This window comes from Spongisporangium articulatum (genome assembly GCF_044465595.1).
GTDB lineage: Bacteria > Actinomycetota > Actinomycetes > Actinomycetales > Kineosporiaceae > Spongisporangium > Spongisporangium articulatum.
This window is the reverse complement of sequence record NZ_JBITLV010000005.1, coordinates 103846-130061: the sequence shown is the minus strand read 5'-3', so window position 1 is coordinate 130061 and position 26216 is coordinate 103846. Positions and strand designations below refer to the sequence as shown.

The window sequence follows — 26216 nt, the reverse complement described above, 5'->3', positions numbered from 1 at the left end:
ACGAACCTGTCGGTTTCCGGGCGCAATCGCGTCAGGACTGCCGGCGGAACTCCTGCTCGGGGTACCGCTCGGGCTGGGGCGGGTTGGCCGGGGGCGGTGCCTGGACCGGTGCCTGGACCGGTGCCTGGACCGGTGCCGGCCGGCGCGGGGGCGCCTGCTGAGGCGCCTGGACGGGAGCCGGTGCCTGGGCGGGCGCCGGCGGACGCGGCGGCGCCTGGGCGGGAGCGGGGGCCGCCGTCGGAGCGGGCGCCTGGACGGCGGGAGCCGCGGCAGGCGCGGCAGGTGCGCCCGGCGCCGTCCCGGCGTTCGGCCCACCCGCCGTCCCGGCGTTCGGCCCACCCGCCGTCCGGGTCGTGACCGGCGCCGCCGGGCGCCGGGGGTCCGCCGCGACCGGCGTCCGGCAGTACGGGCAGACGTGCCAGGCCGGGTCGAGGCCGCGGTTGCAGGACAGGCAGCTGCCCTCGTCGAGCCGCGTGCCGCACCACGGGCAGGCGCTCATGGCCTCCTCGACCTGGCCCTTGCAGCTCGGGCAGGAGTGGTCGCCACCGGAGTCGGTGTAGGTGACCCGGATCGCCTCTTCGTACGTGGTCTCGCCGCGCCGGGCCTTGTTCAGGGCCGACGCACGCAGGGTCTGCATGCCGCTCTTGCGGGCCTGGGCCGCGACCGAGGTCTCGGTCGGGTCCTTCATCAGCACCTGGCGCAGCGCGGAGTCGACGGTGAGCAGCTCGTAGACGGCGGTCCGGCCCTTGTATCCGGTGCCACCGCACTCGGGGCAGCCGGTGCCCCGCATCGGGGTCGCCCCCTGCAGGTCGTCGCGGGTCAGGCCCAGCTTGGCGAGGGTGTCGTCGTCCGGGACGTACGGGGCCACGCAGTTCGAGCACGGCTTGCGGACCAGCCGCTGGGCGATCGCCGCGGTCAGCGACGAGGCGACCAGGAACGGTTCGGCGCCCATGTCGACCAGCCGGGTCAGGGCGGCCACGGCCGAGTTGGTGTGCAGCGTGGTCAGCACCAGGTGGCCCGTGAGCGACGCGGTGAGCGCCAGCTCGGCGGTCTCGGCGTCGCGGACCTCACCGACGAGGACGATGTCGGGGTCCTGGCGCAGGATCGAGCGCAGGCCGGCCGAGAACGTCATCCCGGTCTTCACGTTCACGCCGACCTGGGTGATGCCGGGCAGCTGGACCTCGACCGGGTCCTCGAGCGTGACGATGTTCTTGTCGGGCGTGCGGATCGACGCGATCGCCGAGTACAGCGTGTTCGTCTTACCGGAACCCGTCGGACCGGTGATCAGGATCAGCCCCTGGGGCACCGCCAGGGAACCCTCGAACTCGGACAGCTGCCGGGACTCGAACCCGAGCGCGGACAGCGGCGGGATGTCGTCGCCGCGGGTCAGCAGCCGGATGACGACCTTCTCGCCGTGCAGTGCGGGGAGGGTGCTGATCCGGCAGTCGATCGCGGTGTTGTCGACCATGATCCGGGTCCGGCCGTCCTGCGGGATGCGCCGCTCGGCGATGTCCAGACCGGAAATGATCTTGATGCGGCTGATCACCGCGGTCGAGATGCGCTTGGGCGCGGTCATCACGTCGCGCAGCAGGCCGTCGACGCGGAACCGGACGCGCAGCACCTCGCGCTCCACCTCGACGTGGATGTCGGAGGCCCGCAGCCGGACGGCGTCCGACAGCACCCGGTTGACCAGCTTGACGATCGGGGCGTCCTCCTCGCCCGTCCCGCCGAGGTCGGCGGGGTCGATCGCCTCCTCTTCGGTGTTCTCGATGATCTCCGAGACCTGCGTGTTGTCCTGGCCGAGCGACCAGGCCCGGGCCAGCTGGTCCCGGATCTGGCTGTCCGTGGCGACGAAGATCTGCAGCTCGGGGGAGCGGGTGTAGAGCTTGACGTCGTCCAGCGCGAGCACGTTGGTGGGGTCGGCGGTGGCGATCACCAGGCCGCGGGCGTTGCGGTCCAGGATCAGCACCCGGGTGCGTTCGGCGACCGCGCGGGGCAGCAGGCGGACGACGTCCGGCGCCGGCAGCTGCTTCGACAGGTCGATCAGTTGCAGGCCGAGCAGGTTGGCCAGGGCCTCGGCGACGTCCTTCTCGGTGGCGAAGCCCAGGTCGGACACGACCTGCCCGAGCCGGCGACGCGGCCCGTCGCCCCGGCGCTGCTCGGCCAGGGCCTGCTCCAGCTGCGGCTGGTTGATCAGTCCCGATTCGACCAGGACGTCCCCCAGGCGCTTGCGCGACGCCCCCCGCATCGACGCGGTCGTACGGGTCGGAGCGGCGGGCCCGGCGGGCGCGCCCGGAGCCTGGCGCGGGAGGGCGGGCCGCTTCTGGTCGGAGGACGTCACCTACTCACGGTCGGAACGCGGGGCCCTCAGCTTGACCCGGACGAGGTGTCCCGCTGCTGCGACTTGTCCTCGGACTGCTGCTGGGCCATCTCCTCCAGCAGCGAGCGCAGCTCCGACCGGACGAAGTCGCGGGTCGCGACGTCCCCCATCGCGATCCGCAGAGCCGCGATCTCCCGGGTCAGGTACTCCGTGTCGGCCAGCCCCCGTTCGGCCTGCCCGCGGTCGTGCTCGAAGGCCACCCGGTCGCGGTCGTCCTGCCGGTTCTGGGCCAGCAGGATGAGCGGGGCCGCGTAGGAGGCCTGCAGGCTCAGGATGAGCGTGAGCAGGGTGAAGTTCAGGGTCTTCGGGTCGAACTGCCACGCCGGCGGCGCCATCGTGTTCCAGAGCAGCCAGCCGACCACGAACACGGTCATCCCGACGATGAACCAGGCCGTGCCCATGAACCGGGCGAACCGCTCCGACCAGCGGCCGAACGTCTCGGGGTCGACGCTGGGGCCGCGCAGGCCGCGGCCCCGTCCGAGCGGGCTGTCCAGGCGGTCGGAGCGGGTGCCGATGCGGTCCCGGCGGCCGCCCCGCCGGTCGGGCTTCCGGTCGGTCCTCCGGTCGGTCTTCCGGTCCGGACGACGGTCAGCGGGCACGGGGGATCTCGCCGGTGACGTCGCCCAGCCCGCCGAGACCGTCGAGCCCGCCCAGGTCGTCGCCCAGGTCGTCGTCCATCTCGCGCCAGTGGTCGGGCAGCAGGTGGTCGAGCACGTCGTCGACGGTGACGGCGCCGACCAGCCGCCCGACGTCGTCCACCACGGGGACCGAGACCAGGTTGTACGTGGCCAGGTGCCGCGCCACCCGGGGCAGCCCGGTGGACGTGTGCAGCGGCTCGACGTCCTTGTCGGCGACCGCGCCGACCGCGCGGTGCGGCGGTTCGCGCAGCATCCGCTGGATGTGGGCCATGCCGAGGTATCGGCCGGTCGGGGCCTCGAGCGGAGGGCGGCAGACGAACACGGCCGCGGCCAGGGACGGCGACAGCTCGGCCCGCCGGACCCGGGCCAGGGCCTCGGCGATGGTGTCTTCGGGGGAGAGGATCACCGGCTCGGGGGTCATCAGCCCGCCGGCGGTGTCGTCGCCGTAGGCCAGCAGGCGCCGGACGTCGGCCGCCTCGCCCGGGTCCATCAGCGCCAGGAGGCGCTCGGCCTGCTCGGGCGGCAGTTCCGAGAGGAGGTCGGCGGCGTCGTCGGGCTGCATGGCCTCGAGGACGTCGGCCGCGCGTTCCCCACCCAGCTCGGTGAGGATCTCGACCTGGTCCTCCTCCGGGAGCTCCTCGAGGACGTCGGCGAGCTTCTCGTCGTCCAGTGCCGAAGCCACCTCGAGCCGCCGCTTAGGAGCCAGCTCGTTGATCACCTCGGCCAGGTCGGGCGCCTTCATCTCCTCGATCGCGGCCAGCAGGTTCGCGGCCCCCTGCCGCTGCTCCACGACCCCGAGGTCGCCGAGCTGCTCGATGCCGACGACGAACGCCTGGCCGCGCCGCCCGAGCCGCCCGGGCAGCCGGCTGGGGTGCCCGCGGTGCACGTAGGCCTTGGCCAGGTACCACTCGCGCTTGGCGTTCATCTCGATCGCGACGTCGACGATGGTCACGTCGCCGGTGCCGTCGACCAGCGGGACGACGCGGTCCAGCAGCTCGCCCAGCACCCGGGTCTCGGTGGGCCGCTGCTCGAAGCGGCGCATGTTGACCAGCCCGGTGGTGATCACCTGACCGGCGTCGATGCTCGTCACCCGGGTCATCGGCACGAACACCCGGCGCCGGCCCGGTACCTCGACGACCATGCCGACCGCGCGGTCGGGCGCGCGGCCCGGGCGGATCGTGACGACGACGTCGCGGACCTTGCCGACCTGGTCGCCGAGCGGATCGAAGACGGCCAGTCCGGCCATCCGCGCCACGAAGACCCGGCTCGCGCTCACGAGGTCAGATTAGGCCAGCGACCGGCCGCGGCCCGCCGGAAGGGACCCGGACGCCCCGGGAGATCGGTCTCACTCCGGCTTTTCGTGATCCCGGCGGCGGGTGCCGACGAGCAGCAGCGCGGTGACCAGCAGGGAGGCGGCCAGGGCCAGGGCGAGGCCGAGCCGGTAGTCGCGGTTCAGGAGCCCCGGGACGGCGCCCGCGGCCGGGCTGAGCAGCGGCGGCAGGGCGAGCAGCAGGGCGGTGGCGGCGCAGACGAGACCCACGACGGCCGGCCCCCAGGCGCGGCGGGGCAGCACCCGCCGTCCCAGCCAGGCCAGTGCGAGCGTGGCGGGCACGAGCACGGCGTCGTGCAGAACCAGGGGAACGCCCGCCCACAGCAGCACGAGCGGCACCCGGCCGGGCACCGAGAACAGGGACACCACGCCGAAGACCATCGCGGCGCCGCCGAGTGCGCCCAGCGCGATCCGGGCCCGCACGTCAGATCACCTCGATCCGGGACAACCACTTGGTCTGCAGGACCCCCGGGCGGCTCGGGGCGATCAACCGGGCCGGGTAGCCGTGGTCGAGCGCCAGCGGTTCTCCGCCCACCCGCAGCGCCACGAGCGATTCGGCGGCGCGCACGTGCCGGGCGGGCAGCTCGCTGACCCGGTAGCCGCCCGACGCCTGCAGCGAGGTGAAGCGCAGGCTCGCGTCGGGCCCGGCGCCCACGGCGTCGGCCAGGTCGCGGACCCGGACGCCGGTCCAGGTCGCGACCGCGCTCCACCCCTCGACGCAGGCGATCGGGAGGTCGACGTCGTGCTGCGGAAGGGCCGTCAGGTCGGCCAGCGACAGGCTCCGGGTGCCGCCCGGCCCGGTCACCGTGAGCCGCCAGCCCGGGTCGGTCGCGGCCGTGAGAACCCCTGCGCCCCGGGCCGTCTTGTTCACCGGGACGCCTTGAGGTCCCTCGCCGGTGCGGACCGCCAGCACTGACACCCACCGCAGCCAGGACACCGTCTGGCCGGCGGTGGCCAGCACGGCTCCGGCCGCCCCGGCCAGCGCGGCGCCGAGCAGCCAGCGTCGCGACGGGCCCTCCGGTGGGGGACCTTCTGCATGATCACCAAGGGGTTGGAGCGGGCGGGACAGGCCGAGCCGGATGGCCGGCAGCTGCACCGCCACGTGCACCGCGATCGCCCCGATCGAGACCCAGGCCAGCGCGTAGTGCACCGGCGGGAACGAGAATCCCCACGGGTACCAGTGCGCGATGTTCTGCAGGCCGGTCAGCAGTTGGAACAGGGCCGAGGCCACGAGCGCCGCGACGGAGGCGCGTTCCAGCATCCGCACCGGGCCACCGAGGCGCGGCACCCCGAACAGTCGCGGGTAGACCGTCCACAGCTTGACCAACAGCAGCGGGACGGCGGCGATGCCGGTCAGCACGTGCAGGCCCTGCGTGTACCGGTACAGGGACGCCGGGTGCGCCGGCCAGACGAACCACGGCTGCGGGTGCTGGACGAAGTGGCTCAGCAGCCCGGTGACGAAGCAGACGGTGAAGCACGTCCCGAGCGCCGCCCCGATCCGCGCGGCCACCCGTTCGTCGTGCCAGCGACTGGTGAAATCCGTTGTCCGGGGGCCGGTCTCGTCGATCTTCGTGCGGAGCCGGTCGAGGAGGCCGTCGAGGGCGTTCACGGCCGACCCCAGGTCGCGACCCACCGGCGGGTGCGGGCCCCGGGCACCGGTCGCAGGTCGCTCAGCGCGAGACCGCAGGCCGCCCCCAGCTCCGCCGCCGCGTCGGCCCCCACCCACGCCCACGGCACCGCGCCGCCGATGGGATCACCGGCGACGTCGACGGACTCGATCCAGGCGGGCCCCCGCGCGATGCCTCCGCCCGCTCGTACGTCCGCGACGATCCGCCCGCCGGGGGCCAGCAGGGGGACCAGCCGGTTCAGCAGGCGGGCGGGGTCCCCGCCGATGCCGAGGTTGCCGTCGGCCAGCAGCACGCGGTCCCACCCGTGGCGCCAGGCGTCCGGGAGGGGGCCCAGGACGTCGGCCCGGTGCACGCGGGCGCCCCGGGACCGGGCCAGCCGGACGGCGGTGGGTGAGGAGTCCACCCCCAGGGCCTGGGCCCCCCGGCCCAGCAACGCGACCGTGAGCCGGCCTGCGCCACAACCGATGTCGAGGACCCGGGGTCGCGCTCCGGTGCCCGACAGGACGGCCGTGAGCAGCCCGTCGTCCCGGGCGTCGACCTCGCCCGCCCAGCGGTGCACGGGCAGCGCGCGACGACCGTCCCCGGAGCGCACCCAGACCGGCGCCCCACCCAGCCCCGCCTCGTAGGCGGCCAGCGCGGTCATCGCGCACCGACCTCGGAGGCGGGTCGGACCGCCTCGGCCCGGCCCGGGCCGGCGAGGGCCACCGCGAACCGGGTCATCGGCGCGAGATCGGCCACCGCCCAGGCATCCTCGGCCGTGTCGACGTCCCGCAGCGGGGGAGCCTCCGCCACGCTCAGACCGCCGCGGCGCAGCGCCGCGGCGGTGGCCGCGCCGGTCTCGGGCGTCGACATCGGCACCCCGACCAGTCGCATCGCCTCCCGTGCGTCCCGCAGCGCGAGCATCCACCAGCCGCCGTCCTCGGCCGCTCCGAGCGCCGCGTCGGCCCGCGTGAGCGCGTCGGCGCACTCCATCAGCAGCTCGGCCGTCACCTGCGGGGTGTCCATCCCGATCTGCACGACGGGACCGGCTCCCGCAGCGTCGACGTGGGCGTGGGCCAGGCGCTCGTCGAAGCCGTCACCGCGCTGGGGGACGACGGTGCACCGGGCCAGCGCCGCCCGCACGTGATCGGCCCGGGCGGCAGCTGTCAGGTCGCCGGTCAGGGCGACCACCGGTCGGACACCGAGCGCCCGACCGGCGGCCGTCGCGGCGTCCAGAGTGTCGAGCAGGGCGGCGGCGGCCACCTCGGCGGCGCCCCGCGGGCCCAGGGCGGGTACCAGCCGGGTCTTGGCCAGTCCCGGCACCGGCGCCTTGGCCACCACCAACACGGTGGCCCTCACGGCCGTCGTCCCGTCGCCTCGGCCAGCACCCGGCGGAAATCCATTCCGGCGGTGAGGGTTCCGCGCAGCGATCCGCTCACTTTGGACCGGGTGCCGGCCGCGCGCGGCCGGTAGGCCACGTCCTGCTCGACGATGCGCCAGCCGGCCGACGCGGCTCGCAGCAGCAGCTCCAGCGGATACCCGGAGCGGCGGTCCGCGATGCCGAGGTCGAGCAGGGCGTCGCGGTCGAACACGCGCATCGGGGCGATGTCGTGCACCGGGATGCCGCGTCGTCTCAACCGGGCCGCGACCAGGGCGTTCCCGGCCCGCGCGTGCAGCGGCCACGTGCCGCGCCCGACCGGGCGGCGCCGGCCCACCGCCAGGTCGGCCCGGCCCTCGGCCACCAGGTCGACCAGCGGTGCGAGGTCGAGCGGGTCGAGCGAGTCGTCGCCGTCCAGCACGGCGACCAGGCCCGGCCGGGCGGCCTCGATGCCCGCCTGCACCGCGCTGCCGTAGCCGGGCGCGGGCTGCTGGACGACGAGCGCGCCGAGCGCGCGGGCAACGGCGGCGGTCGCGTCGCGAGAACCGTTGTCGACGACGACCGCCCGGTAGTGCGTGGGCATCCGGGGGAGCAGGAGGGCCAGCGCCGCGGCCTCGTCGCGGCACGGCAGGACGACGTCCACCTGGGCTGTCATGCCTCGAGCCTTCTGCGCGGGGCCGGTCCGCGACGAGAACGAGCGCCTTACGACCGGATGACCGCGCCGGCCGAATGCCGACCGACTGCTTACGAGCCGATGACGTCGCGGTGTGCGGCGGCGGGTCGCCGCGCACGGGGTGCCAGGCTCGGCCCGTGAGCGCGCCGAGGAGACCGCCGTCGAACGGGCGCCGCCCGGACGGCACCGGCGCGGACGTCGCCGCGGCCGCAGCGGCGGTCGCCCTGGTGACCGTGGCCGCCGTGGTCGGCGGCCTCCTCGTCGGCCGGGGCGTTCCGGTGCTGGCGGGCGCGGCACCGCTGTTCGCCCGCATCGAGCCCGTGCTCGGCCCAGGGGTGCTCCTGCCGGTGGCGGTGGGGGCCCTGCTGGTCGTCGTCCTGCCCCCGCTCGCGGAACGGGTCGTCTGGCGGGCGGTTGCGCCGCTCGCCTTCGCCGGCGCCCTCGCCTGGACCGTGGCCCTCGCGCTGAGCCGCGGCGTCGGCGGCGTGCGCGACCCGCTGACCACACGGCACGAGTACCTGGTCGACGTGCCCCGCATCCGGGCCGGGTCGTGGCACGACTTCCTCACCGGCTTCGCGGTGAGCATCCCGGCCGGTGCGCCGCAGCCGTGGGCGACGCACGTGTCCGGGCACCCGCCGGGCATGACCGCGATCTTCGTCGCCCTGGACGCCGCCGGGCTGACCGGCCCCTGGCCGGCGTCCCTCGCCTGCCTCCTGGGGTGGGCCGTCGCGGTGGTCGCGGTCACGGCGACGCTGCGCCGGGTCGTGGGCGAAGCGCTCGCCCGGCAGGCGCTGCCGTACCTGGTGCTGTCGCCCGCCGTGGTCTGGGCCGGTGTGAGTGCCGACGCGCTGCTGGCCGGGTTCGGGGCCCTCGGGGTGTACCTGCTGGCCCGGGCTGCGACCGGGGCCCTCGCCTGGGCGGTGCCCGCGGGACTCGTGCTCGGCTGGTGCTGCTTCCTCTCCTACGGCGCACCGCTGGTGGCCGTGCCCGCGCTGGCCGTCCTGGTGGTCGGTGCCCGGCGGGTCGGACCGTCGACGCGGTCGTCGCGGCGGGTCGCGGCGGCGGTCGTCCTCGCGGCGGGGGCGGCCGTGGTCGTCGTCGGTGCGTTCGCGCTGGCCGGGTTCGCCTGGTGGGACGGGTACTCCGCAGTCCGGGGGCGCTACCTGGCCGGCTTCGGCGGGCTGCGGCCCTACGGGTACTGGGTCTGGGCGGACTTCGGCGCGCTCGCGGTGGCGGCCGGGCCGGCGGTGGCCGCGGGGTTGGCGCGCGCCGGGCGGCTCGTGGCATCGCGCGGCCCGGGCGAGCCGGGACGACGGGCGCTGGCCCTGGTCGCCGTCGCGGCCTTCGGGGCGGTGCTGCTGGCCGCGCTCAGCGGGATGAGCAAGGCCGAAGTGGAACGCATCTGGCTGCCCTGGACCGTGTGGCTGACCGCGGTGGGCGCTCTCCTGCCGCCCCGACGGGTGCGGTGGTGGCTGCTCGCGCAGTGGGTGCTCGCCCTGGCGGTGGAGCAACTCCTCCACACCCCCTGGTAGCTCCCGCGGTGATCATGCACAAACGCATCCTCCAAGCGCTGATCATGCGCAAACGCATCATGCGTTTGCGCATGATCACCGCAGGAGGGGGAGGGTGGCGCTGAACTCGGCGGCGAGTTCGGCGAGCCCGTCGGCGAACTCGACCCGCGGCCGCCAGCCGAGCTCCCGGGTGATCCGCTCCGTCCCCGCGGTCACGTGCCGGACGTCGCCGGCCCGGTACCGCCCGCTGACCACCGGCTGCGGCCCGCCCACGACGCGGGCCAGCCCGGCGGCCAGGTCGAGGACGGTGCGCGGCGTCCCGGACGCGACGTTGTACGCCCGAGCCCCGGTTCCGGCCGCCAGCACCGACTCGAGAGCGGCGACGTTGGCGGCCGCGACGTCGTCCACGTGCACGAAGTCTCGACGCTGGCCGCCGTCCTCGAACACCTCGGGCGCCCGCCCGGCCAGCAGGGCCGACAGGAAGATCGCGGCCACGCCCGCGTAGGGGGTGTCGCGCGGCAGGCCCGGCCCGTACACGTTGTGGTACCTCAGCAGGGCGGCTCGCCCGCCGGACTCGCGGGCCCAGACCGTGGTCAGCAGTTCCTGGGCCAGCTTGGTCACCGCGTACACCGAGCGGGGGTCGGCGGGGGCGTCCTCCTGCACCAGGCCCGGCGCGAGCTGCGCCCCGCACACCGGGCAGGGTGGCTCGAAAAGACCCGCGGCCAGCTCGTTCTCGCGGCGCGGAGCGGGTGCGACCGGGCCGTGTGCGGCGCAGGCGTACGCCCCCTCGCCGTACACCACCATGGACGAGGCCAGCACCAACGCCCGGACGCCGGCCGCGTGCATCCCGGCCAGCAGCACGGCCGTCCCGAGGTCGTTGTGCCCGGCGTAGCGGGGCAGGTCGGACAGGTCGAGGCCCATGCCCACGGTGGCGGCGTGATGGTCGACGGCGTCGACCCCCACCAGGGCCGCGCGCACGTCGTCCGGGTCGCGCACGTCGCCCAGCACCAGTTCCACCCCGGGCGCCGGTGACGACGGGGGCACCAGGTCCAGGACCCGTACCTCGTGCCCGGCCGCCGTCAGGGCCCGCACCACCCGGCTACCGATGAAACCCGACCCGCCCGTCACCAGAACCCTCGCCATGCACCCACACTGGCCGATCCGGCCCACCCGGCGGCAGGGGTGCGGACGCGATGTCACGGTCTCGTCAGATCTCGGGCGCCCCGTGCCGCCCGGCCCCGACCTATCGTGGTGGGGTGGTGTCCGTGCTGGTGGTGGACGACGACCCGACCGTCTCCGAGGTGGTGCGGGGGTATCTGGAGCGGGCCGGGTTCGACGTCCGGCACGCGGAGGACGGCAACCAGGCGCTGGAGCTGGCCGATCACGAGGCTCCCGACCTCGTCGTCCTCGACGTGATGCTGCCCGGCCTCGACGGCATCGAGGTCTGCCGGCGCCTGCGCAGCCGTGGGGACGTGCCGATCGTCATGCTCACCGCACTCGGCTCGGAGGTCGACCGGGTCCTCGGCCTCGAAGTCGGGGCCGACGACTACCTGACCAAACCGTTCAGCCCGCGTGAGCTCGTGCTGCGGGTGCAGTCGGTGCTCCGGCGGGCGGGTCGGGTCGGCTCGGCACCCGCGGGGGGGCCTCCGGGCACGCCGGCCGGGGTGGGGGTGCCCGACGCGGAGGGGGCACCGGGCGCGGAGGGGCGGCCCGAGCGCGTGGTGGTCGACGGTGACCTGCGGGTCGACCTCGCCGCGCACCGGGTCACCATGGCCGGCCGCGACCTCACCCTGACGGTGCGGGAGTTCGACCTGCTCGCCCACCTGGTGACCCATCCGGGCGTCGCGTTCACCCGGGAGCAGCTCATGAACGCCGTGTGGGGGTGGGAGTTCGGCGACCTGTCGACCGTGACCGTGCACGTCCGGCGGGTCCGCGCCAAGGTCGAGGTCGACCCGGCCCGGCCCGCCCGGCTGAGCACGGTCTGGGGCGTCGGCTACCGCTGGGACCCGACGACGGTGGCCGTCCCGTGAGCCCCCTCCTGGCGGTGCTCGTGGTGGTCGGGGTGGCGGCCGGCTTCGCGGCGTTGGTCGCCGTCGCCGTGCTCGCCCTGATGAGCCGGGGGTCGCTGCGCCGGGCCGTGCTCGTGCCGCCGGTGACCGTCGTCCTGGCGATGCTGCTGGGCACGGTGGTCGCGGTCCGGCTGATGGTGTTCACCGCCCGCGACGCCGGGGTGATGGTCGCCACCTCCCTGGCCGCGGGTGTGGTCGCGGCGGCGGTCGGCACCTGGTTGGCCGCGCGGGTGGCCGAGCTGGAGGTCACGGCCACCCGGTCCCGGGCCGAGCAGGACGTCCGGGAGCAGGCCGAGGTGGCCCGGCGGGAGCTGGTCGCCGGCTTGTCCCACGACCTGCGCACGCCGCTGGCCGGACTGCGGGCGATGGCTGAGGCGTTGGAGGACGGGATCGCCGAGGACCCGCAGCGCTACCTGAAGCAGATGCGGGCCGAGGTCGACCGGCTGAGCGACATGGTCACCGACCTGTTCGAGATCTCCCGGCTGAACGCGGGCGGCATCGGACTGAGCCCGGAGCGCCTGGCCCTGTCCGACGTCCTGGCCGAGGCCGTGGCCGTGGTCGAGCCCCTGGCCCGGGAGCGGGGCGTTCGCGTGCAGGCCGACGTCGGGACCGACGCACCGGTCGAGGTCGACGCCCGAGCCATGACCCGGGCCGTGGCGAATGTCCTGGTCAACGCCGTCCGGCACACCGCGGACGGCGGCGCCGTGCGGGTCCGGACCGGCGCCGCCCACGACGAGGCGGTGGTCTCCGTGGTCGACGGGTGCGGGGGGATCGCCGAGGTCGACCTGCCGCGCGTCTTCGATCTCGGCTGGCAGGCCGAGGCGGCCCGGACGCCGGGCGCGGGTTCGGGGGCCGGGCTCGGCCTGGCCATCGTGCGGGGAATCATGCTGGCGCACCGGGGCACGGCGAGCGTGTCCAACGTGCCCGGTGGCTGCCGGTTCGAACTGCGCCTGCCGGTCGCCGACCCGCGCTGACCGCCGCTGACCCGGGGCGGGCGCGACGCCAACATGGGGATCCGCTCCCGATGCCCGGGGGGTGCCCGCCGACGGAACCTGATGTCACCGCCGGGGGCACAGGGTTCCCGGCGCGACACCGAAGGAGCAACACCATGAAGCGGTTCCTGATCGAGCGCGAGATCGAGGGTGCCTCGCAGCTCTCCGTCGACCAGCTCGTCGCCATCGCCCAGACCTCGAACGCGGCCGTCGACTCGCTCGGCGTCCCCTACACCTGGGTGACCAGCTACGTCGCGGGCAACAAGATCTACTGCATCCACGAGGCCGAGGACGCCGAGACGATCCTCGAGCACGCCCGGCGCGGCGGCTTCCCCGCCGACCTGGTCAACGTGGTGGCCGCGGAGTTCGGCCCGCACACCGCCGACCGCAACCCCGTGGTCGCGACCGCGGGCTGACCCGTTCATGACGGTTCAGTCCCGAGCCGTGCGCTCCTATCCTGATCAAGTGGATCTCGTGGAGCGCGAGCACGAGCTCGGGGTTCTTCACTCGGCGGTCGCCGCAGCAGCCGCCGGCGAGGGCGGCGTGGTCGCCCTCGCCGGCGATGCCGGCACGGGCAAGACCGCCCTCCTGCGGGCCGTCGTCCGCTCGAGCACCGGCCGGACGGCTGCGCCGGACGGGCCGCAAGGTGGCCCGCACGTGCTGCTCGGCAGTTGCGACCCGCTCAGCACCCCGCGCCCGCTCGGCCCGTTGCGGGACATGGCGGCCCGGGCCGGTTCCGCCTGGCCCGACCTCGAAGGGGACCTGACCCCGGCCGGGGTCTGCGACCGGCTGTACGCCGCGTTGCGGGAACGGCCCACGGTGCTGGTGGTCGAGGACCTGCACTGGGTCGACGAGGCGACCGCCGACGTCCTGCGCTTCCTGGTCCGCCGGATCGACACGCTGCCGCTCACGGTGCTGCTCAGCTACCGCGACGTCGAGATCGGGCCCGACCACACGGCCCGCCTGCTGCTCGGCGACCTGGCCCGCACCGAGCAGGCGAGAACGCTCACGTTGCAGCCCCTCTCGGCCGACGGCGTGGCCGCGCTGCTGGGTGGGACGCGGCTCGACCCGGCCCGCGTGCACGGTGTCACGGGCGGCAACCCGTTCTTCGTCACCGAGATCGCCAAGGAGCCCGAGCGGCCGCTGCCCACCTCGGTGCGCGACGCCGTCCTGGCCCGGGCGGCCGCCGTGTCCGTCGACGACCTGCAGGTGCTGCAGCTGGTGGCCACGGCCCCCGACCGGCTCGACGACCGCGTCCTGCCGCACCTGGGTGTCGACCTGCCGACCCTGCGCCGGCTCGACGCCACCGGGCTGCTGGTCCGCGAGCGCGGCGGCCTGGTGTTCCGGCACGAACTGGCCCGCCGCGCGCTGGAGAGCACGGTGCCGCCGGGTGGCGCGCACGGGCTGCACCGGGCCCTGCTCGACGCGCTCGAGCAGGTCGACCCGACCGGCCACGCCGTCCTCACCCACCACGCGGTGGCCGCTCGTGACTCCGCCCGCGCCGCCCGGCACGCCCGGGCCGCCGCCGACGAGGCGACGCTGGCCGGGTCGCACTCGGAGGCCGCCGCCTTCCTGGAGATCGCGCTGAAGCACCTGGACGACGTCCCGCTCGCCGAACGCGCGGAACTGCTGCGCCGGCTCAGCGTCGAGCAGTACATGACGAGCCGGCTGGGCCGGGCGATCGACACGGTGAAGGCGACGTTCCCTCTGTGGCAGCGGGCCGGGGACCCGGTCGGGCTGGCCACGGCGTACGACTCGTGCGCCGTCTTCGAGTACTACAACGCCCGCCGGGCCGAGGCCGAGGAACACGTCGAGCGGGCCACCGCGGCGGTCGCGCCCCCCGACGCCCCGGACGGGACGGACGGCGAGGCCGCCTACGCCGGGGCCCGCACCACCCGCGCCTACCTGGCCCTGATGGGCAGCGAGCTCGACCTGGCCGCCGCGTACCTCGACGAGGCGACCGGCATCGCCGACCGGCGCGGCGACGACCGGCTGGCCCTGCGAGCCGGGCTGTTCGCGGCCACCGCCCGGCTCGGGCGCGGCGAGTTGGCGGCCCGCGCCGACCTGGTCGACCACCTCGAGCGGGCCCGCGGGATCGCCTGGGACGAGCTGGCCTCCACCGCCTACTCGCAGCTGGCCCACCTCGACGTGGAGCAGCGCCGGCTGCGCGACGCGGAGGCCGTGCTCGAGGAGGGGCTGCCGTTCTCGACGTCGCGCGACATCCCGATCTGCAGCCACTGGCAGACGGCGATGCGCTCGAGGCTGCGGCTGACCGAGGGGCGCTGGCAGGCCGCGCTCGAGGACGCGGGGGACGTGCTGGGCCGCGACGGCATGCCCCTGGCCCGGCTCTGGCCGCACCTGGTGGTCGCCCTGGTCGGGCTGCGCACCGGCGAGGCGTCGGCGCCGCACCCGGACCTCGACGCGGGGTGGGAGCTGGCCGGGCGGGTCGACGAGCCGTTGCGCTGGACCGCCGTGACGGCCGCGCTCGCCGAACAGGAGTGGTTGTCCGGTCGCGAGGACCCGCGGGTGCGCGACGGGGTTGCGTTGCTGCACCGGGTCGCCGGCACGCCGGGCGCCGAGTGGGGGGTCGGCGAGCTGGCCACCTGGCTGGTCCGGCTCGGGCTGCTGAAGCCCGACGAGGTGCCCGAGCCGGTCGCGCCGCCGTTCGCCGCCGCGCTGGCCGGGCGGTACGCCGAGGCCGTCGACGCCTGGCGCCGGATCGGTGACCCCTTCACGGCCGCGCTGGTGGCCGCCGACTCCGACGAGGTGGACCGGCAGGTGGCCGCCGTCGAGGCGCTCGATGCGGCCGGCGCCTGGGCGAGCGCCGACCGGGTACGGGTCGACCTGCGCCGCGGTGGTGCGCTGAAGGTCCCGGGCCGGGCCCGCGCGGCCACCCGGGCCAACCCCGGCGGCCTGACCAACCGGCAGCTCGACGTCGCCCGCCTGGTCGCCCGCGGCCACACCAACGCCGAGATCGCCGCCCGGCTGTACATCTCGACGAAGACCGCCGACCACCACGTGTCGGCCGTGCTCGCGAAACTGGGCGTCGAGAACCGCCGGGCGCTCGTCGTCCGGGCCGAGGACCTCGGGCTGGCCTGAGCCCGACGAACCTCCGCGTCGATCATGCGCAAACGCAGGATTCAGGCGCCCGCGGCGACGGTGTCCATCGTCCAGCGGGCCTGCGGGGCCAGGGCGTCGACCGCCCGCCGCAACTGCTTGCCGCGCCGGGCCTCGACGACGACCTCCAGCACGGAGACCGCGCCCGCCGCCGCGCGTCCCTCGTAGGCGATCACCGGCCAGCCCTGCGCCCGCAGCCGGGCCTCGAGCGTCGCGTCGACGGTGACCAGGTTGAGCCGCACGTCCTGGGTGGTGAACCGGGCCGCGACCACGACCCCCATCAGCACGCCGCCCCCGACCCCCGCCGCGTAGGCGGCCACGGTCAGCGGGTCGTTCAGGTTGTCGACCACCTGCGCGATGGCCGTCACCTGCAGGACGGCGCCGAGCACCCCGAGCAGCGCGGGCGCGGCCCGGCGGCCGCGGGCGGTCAGCAGGACCCGCCACTGCCACAGGCCGACCTCGGTCAGCACGAGCAGCAGGATGACGACGGGCCGGGCGGCGGGATGGTCGGCGTACACGATGTTCTCCGGGATGAGGGGTCTGCGGTGCGAACCCCTTCAGCACACCGCTTCGGCGTCCCCCACGGATCGGGAGCGAATACCCATCTTTCGGGTCAGGCCGTCGTGCGGGTCAGGCGGCCGACGATTCGTCGTTCAGTGCCGATGCGGGACGGCCGAGCTGGGCCAGCTGACCGAAGAAGCCGTCGATGGCCTGCAGGGCGCTCTCCAACTGCGAGAACTCGACCGGCTTGGCGACGTAGGCGTTCGCGTACCGGCTCAGGCAGGCGTCGACGTCACTGTCCGCGGTCGACGTGGAGAAGACGACGACCGGGATGGTGCGCAGCGCCGGGGCGGCCTTGATGGCGGTCAGCGTCTCGCGCCCGTCCATCCGGGGCATGTTGAGGTCGAGCAGGATGACGTCGGGGCGGGGGGCGTCGGCGTAACGGCCCACCCGGCGCAGGAAGTCGAGCGCCTCCCGGCCGTCACCGACGGAATGCACCACGCGGGAGCCGGCCAGGGACTCGAGGATGTCGGCGATCATCATGATGTCGCCCGGGTCGTCGTCGACGATCAGGTAGGTCAGGGCGGCGGGTCGTCCGGGAGGCAGCGACACGTCGCGCTCGCAATCCACCGAGGCGGTGCCGAAACGCGACGGAATGTCTGATGAGCCCCACCCTGAGCTGGTCTGTCTGTGCACTCCGGGGGTTCGGGGCCGGCCCCCTGAGCATGACACGTCCGGCCGCCCCTGCCTACGGGCTCAGCCGTTCGACATCCGCCGGGCGCGTCGCCGGCGTCGGCCCAGGTGGAACGGGCGTCGGGTGAGCGTCGTCCCCGGGCCTCCCGGCGGGGGGAGGCGCCCGTCGTCCTCGTCCTCCTCGCCGAACACGGCGGTGGTCAGCGCGACCGGGCGGAACGAGTGGATCAGCGACTGCGACACCCAGCGCTCGACCTGGTCGGCGGCGACGGCCCCGGCCGCATTCAGCCGGGCCGCGGCCAGCTTGTCCGCCACCTCGTGCCAGCGCTTCGACCCGTTCGGCAGCGTCTCGGTCTGGGCCAGGAAGGTGAGCAGCCGGGCCCGCGTCTCCTTGCTCGGCACGATCACCTCGACCACCCCGCCCAGCCCGGGGCGGACGACGGCCGACAGGTCCTGCTCGCCACCGCGGTCGACGACGTGCACGGCGTCGCCGTCCCACACGTGCCAGGCGGCCACCGCGCGGGCGTCCTCGACGGGGCGCAGCCAGACGACGTCGCTCTTGCTGCAGGCCTCGACGACCAGGGCCGCCTCGATCGGGGTGAGCGGGCGGTGCACCAGGCGGTCGGTCGGCGGGGGGGCCGCGGGCTGGGTCACGCGTCGAAGTCTGTCAGACGTGTGCCACAGTGCAGGACGATGACCACGACCGGCGGTTCCGTGACCTGGGCGATGCTCACGCTGGCCGTGTTCGGCATCTCCACCTCCGCGCCCCTCTCCGTGGTGACGGCCGCCCCGGTGGTGGCGATCTCCTTCTGGCGCAACGTGTTCGGCGCCCTGGTCAGCGGCGTGTGGTTGCTGGTGCGGCGCGAGCCGGTCGGGTTCCGCTGGACGTCGGTGTTCGCCGGCCTGCTGCTGGCCGTGCACTTCACCACGTGGCTGACCGGGCTCCGGATGACCAGCGTCACGGCCGCGACCGCGCTCGTGTGCACCACCCCGGTCTGGACCGTGGCCCTCGACCTGGTGCGCCGGGTGCCCGTGCCGCGGGCCGTCCTGCTCGGCGTCGGGGTGGCGATCGTGGGGGTGTTCGCGATCACCGGGGTGGACGCCGCCGCCTCGGGCCGGGCGCTGACCGGCGACCTGCTGTCGGTGGTCGGTGCGATCACCGCCGCCGGGTACGTCGCGCTGGGCGCCGTCGCGCTCGGCGCGGGAGAGCGGGAGGGGACGACGACCGCCGGGCACACGTTCGTCGCCTACGGCACGTGCGCCGCGGCCCTGCTCCCGGTCGCGTTCCTCGGGGACGTGCAACTGGTCGGGTTCTCCGCCGTCACCTGGTTCCAGCTCGGGGTGGTGACGGTGGGCGCCCAGCTGTTCGGGCACACCATGCTGAACGCCCTGCTGCCCCGGGTCGGCGTGACCACCGTCGCGCTGGCCACGCTGCTCGAGGTGCCCGGCGCCACGCTGGTGGCCTGGGCGATCACCGGCGACGCGCCGCCGTTCGCCGTCCTGCCCGGCACCGCGCTGATGCTGCTCGGCCTGGTGCTCGTCGTCCGGGCCGCCCCCGAGGCCCAACCCGAGTACGCCGCCCCCGACTAGATCCTGCGTTTGCGCATGATCAACGCCATCTCGCGTCGATCATGCGCAAACGCAGGATCGCGGGGTTCAGCCGAGCTGGGCGATGGCCTCACTGACGGCGATGATCCGCTTCGCGTTCTCGACGTGCAGGTTCTCGATCATGCGGCCGTTGACCGTCGCGACGCCCTTGCCCTCGGCCAGCGCCTCGTCCCAGGCGGCCAGGATCGCGCGGCTCTCCTCGACCTGCGCCTCGGTCGGCGCGAACACCGCGTTGCACGGGTCGACCTGGCCGGGGTGGATCAGCGTCTTGCCGTCGAAACCCATCTGCCGGCCCTGGACGCACTCGGCCTCGAAGCCCTCGAGGTTCTTCACGTCGTTGTAGACGCCGTCGAGGATGACCTTGCCCGCGGCCCGGGCGGCCAGCAGCGCCAGGCCCAGCCCGGTCAGCAGCGGCGCGCGCCCCGGGACGTGCTCGGCGTGCAGTTCCTTGGCCAGGTCGTTCGTGCCCATCACGAGCACGTTCAGCCGCTCCGACGCGGACGCGATCTCCTGCGCCCGGAAGAACGCGTCCGGCGTCTCGACCATCGCCCAGATCTTCGTGTGGTCGGGGGCGCCGCCCGCCTCGAGAGCCTTCTCCACGGCGTGCACGTCGGAGGCGGAGCCGATCTTCGGGACCACGACGGCGGCCGGGCCGGCCGCGGCGGCCGCGCGGACGTCGTCCGCGTGCCACTGCGTGTCGAGCCCGTTCACCCGGATGGTGACCTCCCGCAGTCCGTACTCCCCGGACGACGCGGCCGCGCAGACGCGCTCGCGGGCGGCGGGTTTCGCGTCGGGGGCGACGGCGTCCTCGAGGTCGAGGATGAGCGCGTCGGCGGGGATGGTCTTGGCCTTCTCCAGCGCGCGCTCGTTGGCGCCCGGCATGTAGAGGACCGAGCGGCGCGGTCGCAGCGTCACGTCGAGGGCGGAGTCGGTCATCAGTCCTCCTTCGAGAAGCCGTACAGGTCGGCCAGTTCCGGGTCGCGCTCGGCCAGTGCCTTCGCCGTCTCCAGCATCACGCGGCACTGCTTGACGGAGGCGTCGTCCTCCATCTTGCCGTCGAGCATGATGGCGCCGGTGCCGTCGCCCATCGCCTCGATGACTCGCTGCGCGTGCGCGACGTCCTTCGGGTCGGGGCTGAAGACCTTCTTGGCGATGCCGATCTGGACCGGGTGCAGGCTCCACGCGCCGACGCAGCCGAGCAGGAAGGCGTTGCGGAACTGGTCCTCGCAGGCCTGCACGTCCTTGATGTCACCGAACGGCCCGTAGTACGGGAAGATCCCGTTGCTGACGCAGGCGTCGACCATGCGGGCGATCGTGTAGTGCCACAGATCCTGCTGGTACGTGGCCCGAGGCGCCTCGAGGTCGCCACCCTCCGGGTCGGCCCGCACCAGGTAGCCGGGGTGACCGCCGCCGACGCGGGTGGTCTTCATCCGGCGGTTGGCGGCCAGGTCGGCCGGGCCGAGCGACAGGCCCTGCATGCGGGGGCTGGCCGCGCAGATCTCCTCGACCCGGGCCACCCCGGCCGCGGTCTCGAGGATCGCGTGCACCAGGATCGGCCTGTCCAGGCCGGCCTTCGCCTCCAGCTGGGCCAGCAGCCGGTCCACGTAGTGGATGTCCTCGGGGCCCTCGACCTTGGGGACCATGACGACGTCGAGCACGTCACCGATCTCCAGCACGGCGGCCTGCAGGTCGTCCAGCGCCCACGGCGAGTCGAGCGAGTTGATCCGGGTCCAGAACTGGGTGTCCGGCGTCGACCACTTCTTGCCGACCTCGATCAGGCCCGCCCGCGCGGCCTCCTTGTCGGTGGCGGGGACGCCGTCCTCCAGGTTGCCCAGCAGCACGTCGACCGTCGGCGCGATGTCGGGGACCTTGGCCACCATCTTCGCGTTGCTCGGCGGGAAGAAGTGGATCATCCGGGACGGGTTGGCCGGGACCTCCCGCAGCGGTGCGGGGGCGCCCACGGCCAGGGGGCGGAAGAAGTCCTTCGGGCTGCGCATACGCGCGAGCCTAGAAGGTTCACCGGCGCTGGGGGCGCGGTGGAGCATGGCGCAGGCCACACCCGCGCTCAGCCGGGCTCAGCCGAGGAAGGACTCCAGCGCCGGCAGCAGGAGGTCCACCCGGCGCGGGACGCCCATATGGGTCGTTCCGGGCAGGATGAGCAGCTGTGACCCGGGGATCAGGGTCTTCATCAGGGCGGCGTGCTCGTTGGTCGCGAAGTCGTTGTCGCCCTGCACGATCAGGGTCGAGGCGGTGACCCCGGCCAACTGCTCGTCGGTCCAGCCCGCGAATCCGGCGTCCGAGGTCGACATGTAGGCGAAGAACTCGTCGAACCGTTCCGGGTGCGGCGAGAGGCGCTCGTAGCCCTCCCGCATGGCCGCCAGGTCGGCCTCGGTCGGGAGCTTGTCGGCGTACCGCTCGAAGGCGCCCGGTTCGCTGAAGTCGACCATGCCGTCGGCTCGGACGCTGCCGCTCAACGGGACGGCCCTCAGTACCCGGTCGCCGTGGGCGGTGATCAGCTCCAGCACGGTGCCGGCGCCCGTGCTGTGCCCCATCACGTGGGCCGCGTCGATGCCGAGGTGGTCGAGCAGGGCGACGACGTCGGCCGCCAGGTTGACGTAGGTGATCGGCCGGTCGATGTTCGCCGTCCGCCCGTGCCCCTGGGCCTCGACTCCGATGACGCGGAACCGCTGCGCCAGGGCCGGGATCAGCGGAGCGAAGCTGGCCTCGATCGTCATCATCCCGGCGTGCAGCAGCACCAGCGGCGGGCCCTCGCCGTACGTCTCGTAGTAGAGGTGCAACCCGTTGACGTCGGCGTACCCCGTGGTGTCCGGCTCCATGTCAGATGCCTACCGGTACTTCGCGGCCTGCGCGAGTACGGCGTCGAGCATGGGCTCGGTCAGGCGCCGGGTGAAGGTGTTCTGCTGGCTCACGTGGTAGCAGCCGACCAGGTGGACGGCGCCCGCCCCCGGTCGCTCGAACGTCGCCTCCGCGCCGTGCCCGAACCTCGGTCGCGGGCGCGCGACGGCCCAGCGCTGGCGGGTCGCGAGGGCGAGGGCGGCGTCCCAGGCGAAGGCGCCGAGCGCGACGATCGCCTTCAGCGAGGCGCCGGTGAGTTCGAGCTCGCGGTCGGCCCAGGGTGCGCAGGCGTCGCGTTCGGCCGGCGTCGGTTTGTTGGCCGGGGGAGCGCACTTCACCGGGGCGATGATCCGGGTGCCGATCAGCCCCTGCCCGTCGCCCGCGTGCCCGCTCGTGGCCTGGGTGGCCAGGCCGGCGCGGTGCAGGGCGGCGAAGATCCAGTCGCCGGACCGGTCACCGGTGAAGACACGCCCGGTCCGGTTGCCGCCGTGCGCCGCCGGGGCGAGCCCGAGGACGAGCAGCCAGGCGTCGTCGTCCACGGGCCCCAGGCTCGGCACCGGCCGGCCCCAGTAGGGCTGGCCCGCGTAGGCGCGACGGCCGGTGGCCGCGACCTCCTCGCGCCACTCCACGAGGCGCGGGCAGGCCCGGCAGACGGACGCGCGGGCCTGGAGCTCGCGCTCGGACGACGCCCCGCGGGCCAGTCTCCGGACGCTCGCCGGGGTCTTCGCGACGGGAGTGTCCGAGGCGGCCGGGTCCTCGGGCCAGCCGGTACCGGGCGGCACCGGCGACGCGAAGGGCTGCCCGGTCAGCGGGTGCGGGAGCGGTTCCACCCGCCGAGTGTGACGCTCATGCGCAGGAATCGCGGTCCAGGGGTCGAGTGCTGTGCCTGCGCCTCACACTCGGCGCGCGTTCAGATGGCGACCGTGCCCCGGACGACCGTCACGGCGCGGCCCCCGACCCGGATCGCGTCGGCGTCCACGGAGACGGCCAGGTGCCCGTCCCGACCTCGGTGCGAGCCCTGGCGGGAGGCGTACGCGCCGGTGAACCCGGCGGTGGCCCGGCGGTGCGCCGCGACGGCCACGTTGCCCGACCCGCACACCGGGTCCTCCACGAGGGCGTCGGTCGGGAAGAACGAGCGCACGTGGACGACGTCGTCGGCATCCACCGCGTACAGCGTCAGGTCCCAGCCGTGCTCGGCGAAAAGCCTTAGCAGCAGGCCGGAATCGATGGTCAGCGAGTCGAGCTCGGCCGGCGTCACGCGGGCGGTCAACCAGGGCGGGCCGGCGTTGACCAGCGTCGGGGCGTGCGGTCGGACCCCGCTCAACGCCTCGGCCAGTTCGTCGAGACCGCCCGGCTCGGGCCGGATCTCGGCCACGGGCGCGGTGAACGTCACCACCCCGTCGGTCACCGTGAGGGGAACCAGGCCCGCCGCGCACTCCTGCGTCACGGCGCCGTCGGTCGGCTTGACCAGCCCGGCGTCGAGCACCGCCCAGCAGGTGCCGATCGTCGGATGCCCGGCGAACGGCAGCTCGGAGGTCGGGGTGAAGATGCGGACGCGGTAGTCGGCCTCACCCGAAGGTGGCAGCACGAACGTCGTCTCGGACAGGTTGGTCCAGGCGGCGAACCGCTGCATGGCCTCCGTCGACAACCCCGAACCGTCGAGCACGACGGCCACCGGATTGCCCAGGCCGGGCTCGGTGGTGAAGACGTCTACCTGCGCAAAGGACCTCATGCGCTCAAGGGTGGGGCCGGGTGCAACCCGCGTCGACGGCCAATCCGACGCAAGTGGTCGTGATCAAGGACTTGGGACGCGCCTCCTCCCAAGTCCTCGATCACGACCAGCTTGCTCAGATGGCGTAGTGGATCCCGCACTCGGTCTTGGCCCGGCCCGCCCAGCGCCCGGCCCGCGCGTCCTCACCGGGCTGCACGGCCCGGGTGCAGGGCGCGCAGCCGACCGACGTGTAGCCGACCTGCAGCAGCGGGTTGGTCAGCATGTCGGGGTGGGCATCGGCGTAGGCCGCGACGTCGTCGTCCGTCCAGGTGGCGATCGGCGCGAGCTTCAGCATGCCGCGCTTCTCGACCCACTGGACGGTCGGGGTGTCGGCGCGCTCGGGGGAGTCGTCGCGGCGCAGCCCGGTGGCCCAGGCCCGGTAGCCGGCCAGCGCCCGGTTCAGCGGCTCGACCTTGCGCAGCGCGCAGCACCGGTCGGGGTCGGTCTCGTGCAGCTTGCCCCACTCGGCCTCGTGGTCGGCGACCGACTGCTTGGGCGTGATCGAGAGCATCCGCACCGGGTACGAGGCCTCGACGGCCTTCACGGTGCCGATGGTCTCGGCGAAGTGGTAGCCGGTGTCGACGAACAGGACGTCGGTGCCCGGGACGGCGCGCGAGGTGAGGTGCGCGAGCACCGTGTCACCCATCGCGGCGGTGACGACGAAGCTCTTGCCGAACGCACGCCCGGCCCAGCCGAGGACGGTCAGCGGGTCGGCGCCCTCGAGCACCTGGTTGGCGTGGGCGGCGAAGGCGACGGGGTCGGCATCCAGTGCGGCGGCGACGTCCTCGGGGCGACTGATCAGCGAACCGATCATGATCTTTCACTCTCCAAAGTCTTTATTCCGTAAAAGGTCAGGCTGAAGGCGCGCAGACAGCTGCGACAGTGCCAGCCACCCTCTTCGCGGGGCCGCAGGTCCTCCTCCGCGCAGAACGGGCAGAAGTACGGGACCGCCCGCTGCGTCGTACCGGCCGGCTGCGCGGCGCCCTCAGCCGCGCTCACCGGATGGCCTCGTCGTCCGCCCGCAGCACCCACGACGCGAAGGTCTCCTCGCCGTCGCGCTCCTTCAGCCAGCGCCGCACGACCCGCTCGACGTAGTCGGGCAGGTCGGCCGAGCTCGTCTTCAACCCGCGCAGCTTGCGGCCGAATCCGGCGTGCACGCCGAGCCCGCCGCCCAGGTGGATCTGGAAGCCCTCGACCGTCGGGCCCTGCGGGTCGTCCGGGTTCGGGACCTGGATGCCCTTCAGACCGATGTCCGCGATCTGCGCGCGGGCGCACGAGTTCGGGCAGCCGTTCATGTTGATGGTCAGCGAGGGGCCGTCGAGCGTGAACAGCTCGGGGACGTCGGCCAGCCGGGTCTCCAGCTCGTTCACCAGGGTCGTGGCGGTCGACTTGGTGGCCGTGATGGCCAGCTTGCAGAACTCGATGCCGGTGCAGGCCATCGTCCCGCGGCGGAAGATCGACGGGCGGGCCGTGAGGCCGATCGTGTCCAGGTCGTCGAGCAGGTCGGCGACCCGCTTGGCGGTCACGTCGAGCACCACGAGCTTCTGCTGCGGGGTGAACCGCAGCCGGTTCGAACCGGCCTTCTCCATCGCGTCCGCGAGCCCCTCGAGGACCGAGCCGCTGATCCGCCCGACGACGGGCGTGGCCCCGACGTAGAACTTGCCGTTCTTCTGCCGGTGCACGCCGACGTGGTCGTGCTTGGTGGTCGGCAGCACCGGCGCCGGGCCGTCGAGGAGCGGACGCTTCAGGTACTCGTCCTCCAGCACCTGGCGGAACTTCTCCGGCCCCCAGTCGGCCATCAGGAACTTCAGCCGGGCCCGGGTCCGCAGCCGCCGGTAGCCGTAGTCGCGGAAGATCTGGATGACGCCGTGCCACACCTCGGGCACCTCGTCGAGCGGCACCCAGGTGCCCAGCCGCTGCGCGAGCATCGGGTTGGTCGACAGGCCACCGCCCACCCAGAGGTCGAAGCCCGGGCCGTGCTCGGGGTGGTTCACGCCGACGAAGGCGATGTCGTGGATCTCGTGCGCGACGTCCTGGTGCGGGCTGCCGCTGACGGCCGTCTTGAACTTCCGGGGCAGGTTGGCCAGCGTCGGGTCGCCCACCCACTGCTTCACGATGGCCTTGATCGCGGGTGTGCCGTCGATGATCTCGTCGGCGGCGATGCCGGCCAGGGGCGAGCCGAGGACGACGCGCGGGGTGTCCCCGCAGGCCTCGGTGGTCGACAGCCGGGCGGCGGCCAGCAGGTCCCAGATCTCGGGCATGTCCTCGACCCGGATCCAGTGGTACTGGATGTTCTGCCGGTCGGTGATGTCGGCCGTGCCGCGGGCGAACCGCTGCGAGATCTCGGCCAAGGTGCGCAGCTGGGCCACGGTCACGGCGCCACCGTCGATGCGGACGCGGAGCATGAAGTACTCGTCGTCCAGCTCGTGCGGCTCCAGCGAGGCGGTGCGGCCGCCGTCGATCCCGGGCTTGCGCTGCGTGTACAGGCCCCACCAGCGCATCCGGCCGCGCAGGTCCTCGCCGGGGATGCTGGCGAAGCCCTGCTCGGCGTACGTGGACAGGATGCGCTCGCGGACGGCGAGCCCGCCCTCCCGGGCCTTCCAGGCCTCGTTCTCGTTCAGCGGCTCGCGCTCACCCAGCGCCCACTGCCCCTCGGGCCGCTTCGGGCGCGCGGCGGCGCCCTTCGCGGCGGGGGTCTTGGCCGGGGTCTCGGTGCTCACGGAACTGCTCACGGATCCTTTGCGGGTTCGGACGACGGGTGCGTGCGCGCGCTCGAACCGCGCCCGGGCGGGCGCGGTGCAGTGGTGCGGGTTCGGCTGGGCTCAGCCGGCGCAGACGCCGGCCAGACACGCCGCGCTGGCGGTCCGCAGAAGATCCACGTAGGCACGCTTGGTCAGCGGCGGGGTCTTCGGTGCCGGGGTCATGTCTGCTCCCATCGTTCCTGGCGGAAGCACCTGCCCCAGTCGGGGTGGTTGCTGCGACGTCTACGAGCCAGGTCTCTCGGTCGCTCTGGATGGCTTCAACGAAGGTACGGCGCGCTCTCTTTCAGCGTCAAAGTGATGTCCATCATGTGGACTCCTCTGCCCGGTTTT

Annotated in this window: 26 protein-coding genes and 1 riboswitch; of the genes, 6 read left to right on the top strand and 20 right to left on the bottom strand. The window is 74.1% G+C overall.

What is annotated here, in order from left to right:
* Positions 1-31 precede the first annotated feature (31 nt).
* The 8 genes from ACIB24_RS15595 to ACIB24_RS15560 all read right to left on the bottom strand — a co-directional run bounded on the left by ACIB24_RS15595 (position 32) and on the right by ACIB24_RS15560 (position 7988).
* Positions 32-2341, bottom strand: coding sequence for an ATPase, T2SS/T4P/T4SS family (locus ACIB24_RS15595; RefSeq protein ID WP_398282233.1), 2310 nt, complete (start codon positions 2339-2341; stop codon positions 32-34).
* A 26-nt stretch (positions 2342-2367) separates the two neighbouring features.
* Positions 2368-2979 (bottom strand): DUF1003 domain-containing protein, encoded by a 612-nt coding sequence (locus tag ACIB24_RS15590; RefSeq protein ID WP_398282230.1) that lies wholly within the window; start codon positions 2977-2979, stop codon positions 2368-2370.
* A complete protein-coding gene (locus tag ACIB24_RS15585) occupies positions 2969-4264 on the bottom strand; it encodes a magnesium transporter MgtE N-terminal domain-containing protein (RefSeq protein ID WP_398282864.1) in 1296 nt (431 codons plus the stop codon). The genes ACIB24_RS15590 and ACIB24_RS15585 overlap by 11 nt, the downstream gene beginning before the upstream one ends.
* Before the next feature lie 99 nt (positions 4265-4363).
* Entirely contained in the window at positions 4364-4771 is a 408-nt protein-coding gene (locus ACIB24_RS15580; protein WP_398282227.1) for a hypothetical protein, read from the bottom strand.
* Position 4772: 1 nt separating this feature from the next.
* Positions 4773-5981, bottom strand: a complete 1209-nt coding sequence (locus ACIB24_RS15575) for a molybdopterin-dependent oxidoreductase (protein WP_398282224.1) — start codon at positions 5979-5981, stop codon at positions 4773-4775.
* Positions 5954-6619 carry a class I SAM-dependent DNA methyltransferase gene (locus ACIB24_RS15570; protein WP_398282221.1) on the bottom strand — a complete coding sequence of 222 codons (666 nt, stop codon included), beginning with the start codon at positions 6617-6619 and terminating at the stop codon, positions 5954-5956. The genes ACIB24_RS15575 and ACIB24_RS15570 overlap by 28 nt, the downstream gene beginning before the upstream one ends.
* Positions 6616-7314, bottom strand: a complete 699-nt coding sequence (locus ACIB24_RS15565) for a TIGR04282 family arsenosugar biosynthesis glycosyltransferase (protein WP_398282218.1) — start codon at positions 7312-7314, stop codon at positions 6616-6618. The genes ACIB24_RS15570 and ACIB24_RS15565 overlap by 4 nt, the downstream gene beginning before the upstream one ends.
* Positions 7311-7988: a glycosyltransferase family 2 protein gene (locus tag ACIB24_RS15560; protein ID WP_398282215.1), complete on the bottom strand. Its 678-nt coding sequence runs from the start codon at positions 7986-7988 to the stop codon at positions 7311-7313. Before ACIB24_RS15560 ends, ACIB24_RS15565 begins: the two co-directional genes overlap by 4 nt.
* Positions 7989-8143: 155 nt before the next feature.
* On the opposite strand from ACIB24_RS15560, the gene ACIB24_RS15555 reads away from it, so the two are divergent.
* Positions 8144-9538, top strand: a complete 1395-nt coding sequence (locus tag ACIB24_RS15555) for a hypothetical protein (protein ID WP_398282212.1) — start codon at positions 8144-8146, stop codon at positions 9536-9538.
* A gap of 75 nt (positions 9539-9613) precedes the next feature.
* Here the strand turns inward: ACIB24_RS15555 and ACIB24_RS15550 are convergent, their stop codons facing one another.
* Positions 9614-10660: an NAD-dependent epimerase/dehydratase family protein gene (locus ACIB24_RS15550; RefSeq protein ID WP_398282209.1), complete on the bottom strand. Its 1047-nt coding sequence runs from the start codon at positions 10658-10660 to the stop codon at positions 9614-9616.
* A 116-nt stretch (positions 10661-10776) separates the two neighbouring features.
* Between ACIB24_RS15550 and ACIB24_RS15545 the strand changes: the two genes are divergently transcribed.
* The 4 genes from ACIB24_RS15545 to ACIB24_RS15530 all read left to right on the top strand — a co-directional run bounded on the left by ACIB24_RS15545 (position 10777) and on the right by ACIB24_RS15530 (position 15677).
* Positions 10777-11547, top strand: coding sequence for a response regulator transcription factor (locus ACIB24_RS15545; protein WP_398282862.1), 771 nt, complete (start codon positions 10777-10779; stop codon positions 11545-11547).
* Complete coding sequence (locus ACIB24_RS15540; protein WP_398282206.1) at positions 11544-12560, top strand: sensor histidine kinase; 1017 nt, start codon at positions 11544-11546, stop codon at positions 12558-12560. Before ACIB24_RS15545 ends, ACIB24_RS15540 begins: the two co-directional genes overlap by 4 nt.
* A 134-nt stretch (positions 12561-12694) precedes the next feature.
* Complete coding sequence (locus ACIB24_RS15535; protein ID WP_398282203.1) at positions 12695-12994, top strand: DUF4242 domain-containing protein; 300 nt, start codon at positions 12695-12697, stop codon at positions 12992-12994.
* A gap of 49 nt (positions 12995-13043) precedes the next feature.
* A complete protein-coding gene (locus tag ACIB24_RS15530) occupies positions 13044-15677 on the top strand; it encodes an ATP-binding protein (RefSeq protein WP_398282200.1) in 2634 nt (877 codons plus the stop codon).
* Positions 15678-15718: 41 nt separating this feature from the next.
* On the opposite strand, the gene ACIB24_RS15525 is transcribed toward ACIB24_RS15530, so the two are convergent.
* The 3 genes from ACIB24_RS15525 to ACIB24_RS15515 form a co-directional block, all read right to left on the bottom strand.
* Positions 15719-16213 (bottom strand): DUF5698 domain-containing protein, encoded by a 495-nt coding sequence (locus tag ACIB24_RS15525; protein ID WP_398282197.1) that lies wholly within the window; start codon positions 16211-16213, stop codon positions 15719-15721.
* 112 nt (positions 16214-16325) lie between these two features.
* Positions 16326-16808: a response regulator gene (locus ACIB24_RS15520; RefSeq protein ID WP_398282194.1), complete on the bottom strand. Its 483-nt coding sequence runs from the start codon at positions 16806-16808 to the stop codon at positions 16326-16328.
* Between the two features lie 144 nt (positions 16809-16952).
* Complete coding sequence (locus ACIB24_RS15515) at positions 16953-17543, bottom strand: hypothetical protein (protein WP_398282191.1); 591 nt, start codon at positions 17541-17543, stop codon at positions 16953-16955.
* 39 nt (positions 17544-17582) lie between these two features.
* Between ACIB24_RS15515 and ACIB24_RS15510 the strand changes: the two genes are divergently transcribed.
* Positions 17583-18479, top strand: coding sequence for a DMT family transporter (locus ACIB24_RS15510; RefSeq protein ID WP_398282188.1), 897 nt, complete (start codon positions 17583-17585; stop codon positions 18477-18479).
* A gap of 66 nt (positions 18480-18545) precedes the next feature.
* Here the strand turns inward: ACIB24_RS15510 and ACIB24_RS15505 are convergent, their stop codons facing one another.
* The 8 genes from ACIB24_RS15505 to ACIB24_RS15470 form a co-directional block, all read right to left on the bottom strand.
* Positions 18546-19433 carry an HpcH/HpaI aldolase/citrate lyase family protein gene (locus ACIB24_RS15505; RefSeq protein WP_398282185.1) on the bottom strand — a complete coding sequence of 296 codons (888 nt, stop codon included), beginning with the start codon at positions 19431-19433 and terminating at the stop codon, positions 18546-18548.
* On the bottom strand, positions 19433-20494 hold the full coding sequence (locus ACIB24_RS15500; RefSeq protein ID WP_398282182.1) for an HpcH/HpaI aldolase/citrate lyase family protein: 1062 nt from the start codon (positions 20492-20494) through the stop codon (positions 19433-19435). Before ACIB24_RS15500 ends, ACIB24_RS15505 begins: the two co-directional genes overlap by 1 nt.
* Positions 20495-20572: 78 nt before the next feature.
* Positions 20573-21334 (bottom strand): alpha/beta fold hydrolase, encoded by a 762-nt coding sequence (locus tag ACIB24_RS15495; protein WP_398282179.1) that lies wholly within the window; start codon positions 21332-21334, stop codon positions 20573-20575.
* Between the two features lie 9 nt (positions 21335-21343).
* On the bottom strand, positions 21344-22183 hold the full coding sequence (locus ACIB24_RS15490) for a uracil-DNA glycosylase (protein WP_398282176.1): 840 nt from the start codon (positions 22181-22183) through the stop codon (positions 21344-21346).
* 80 nt (positions 22184-22263) lie between these two features.
* Positions 22264-23085 (bottom strand): PhzF family phenazine biosynthesis protein, encoded by an 822-nt coding sequence (locus ACIB24_RS15485; protein ID WP_398282173.1) that lies wholly within the window; start codon positions 23083-23085, stop codon positions 22264-22266.
* 115 nt (positions 23086-23200) lie between these two features.
* Positions 23201-23938 (bottom strand): phosphoadenylyl-sulfate reductase, encoded by a 738-nt coding sequence (locus ACIB24_RS15480; protein WP_398282170.1) that lies wholly within the window; start codon positions 23936-23938, stop codon positions 23201-23203.
* 181 nt (positions 23939-24119) lie between these two features.
* Positions 24120-25844, bottom strand: a complete 1725-nt coding sequence (locus ACIB24_RS15475) for a nitrite/sulfite reductase (protein ID WP_398282167.1) — start codon at positions 25842-25844, stop codon at positions 24120-24122.
* Positions 25845-25946: 102 nt separating this feature from the next.
* The gene (locus ACIB24_RS15470) at positions 25947-26048 is read right to left on the bottom strand and encodes a putative leader peptide (RefSeq protein ID WP_398282164.1); all 102 of its coding nucleotides are present in this window, start codon (positions 26046-26048) and stop codon (positions 25947-25949) included.
* Between the two features lie 5 nt (positions 26049-26053).
* A riboswitch (SAM riboswitch) is annotated at positions 26054-26144 on the bottom strand.
* Positions 26145-26216 lie beyond the last annotated feature (72 nt).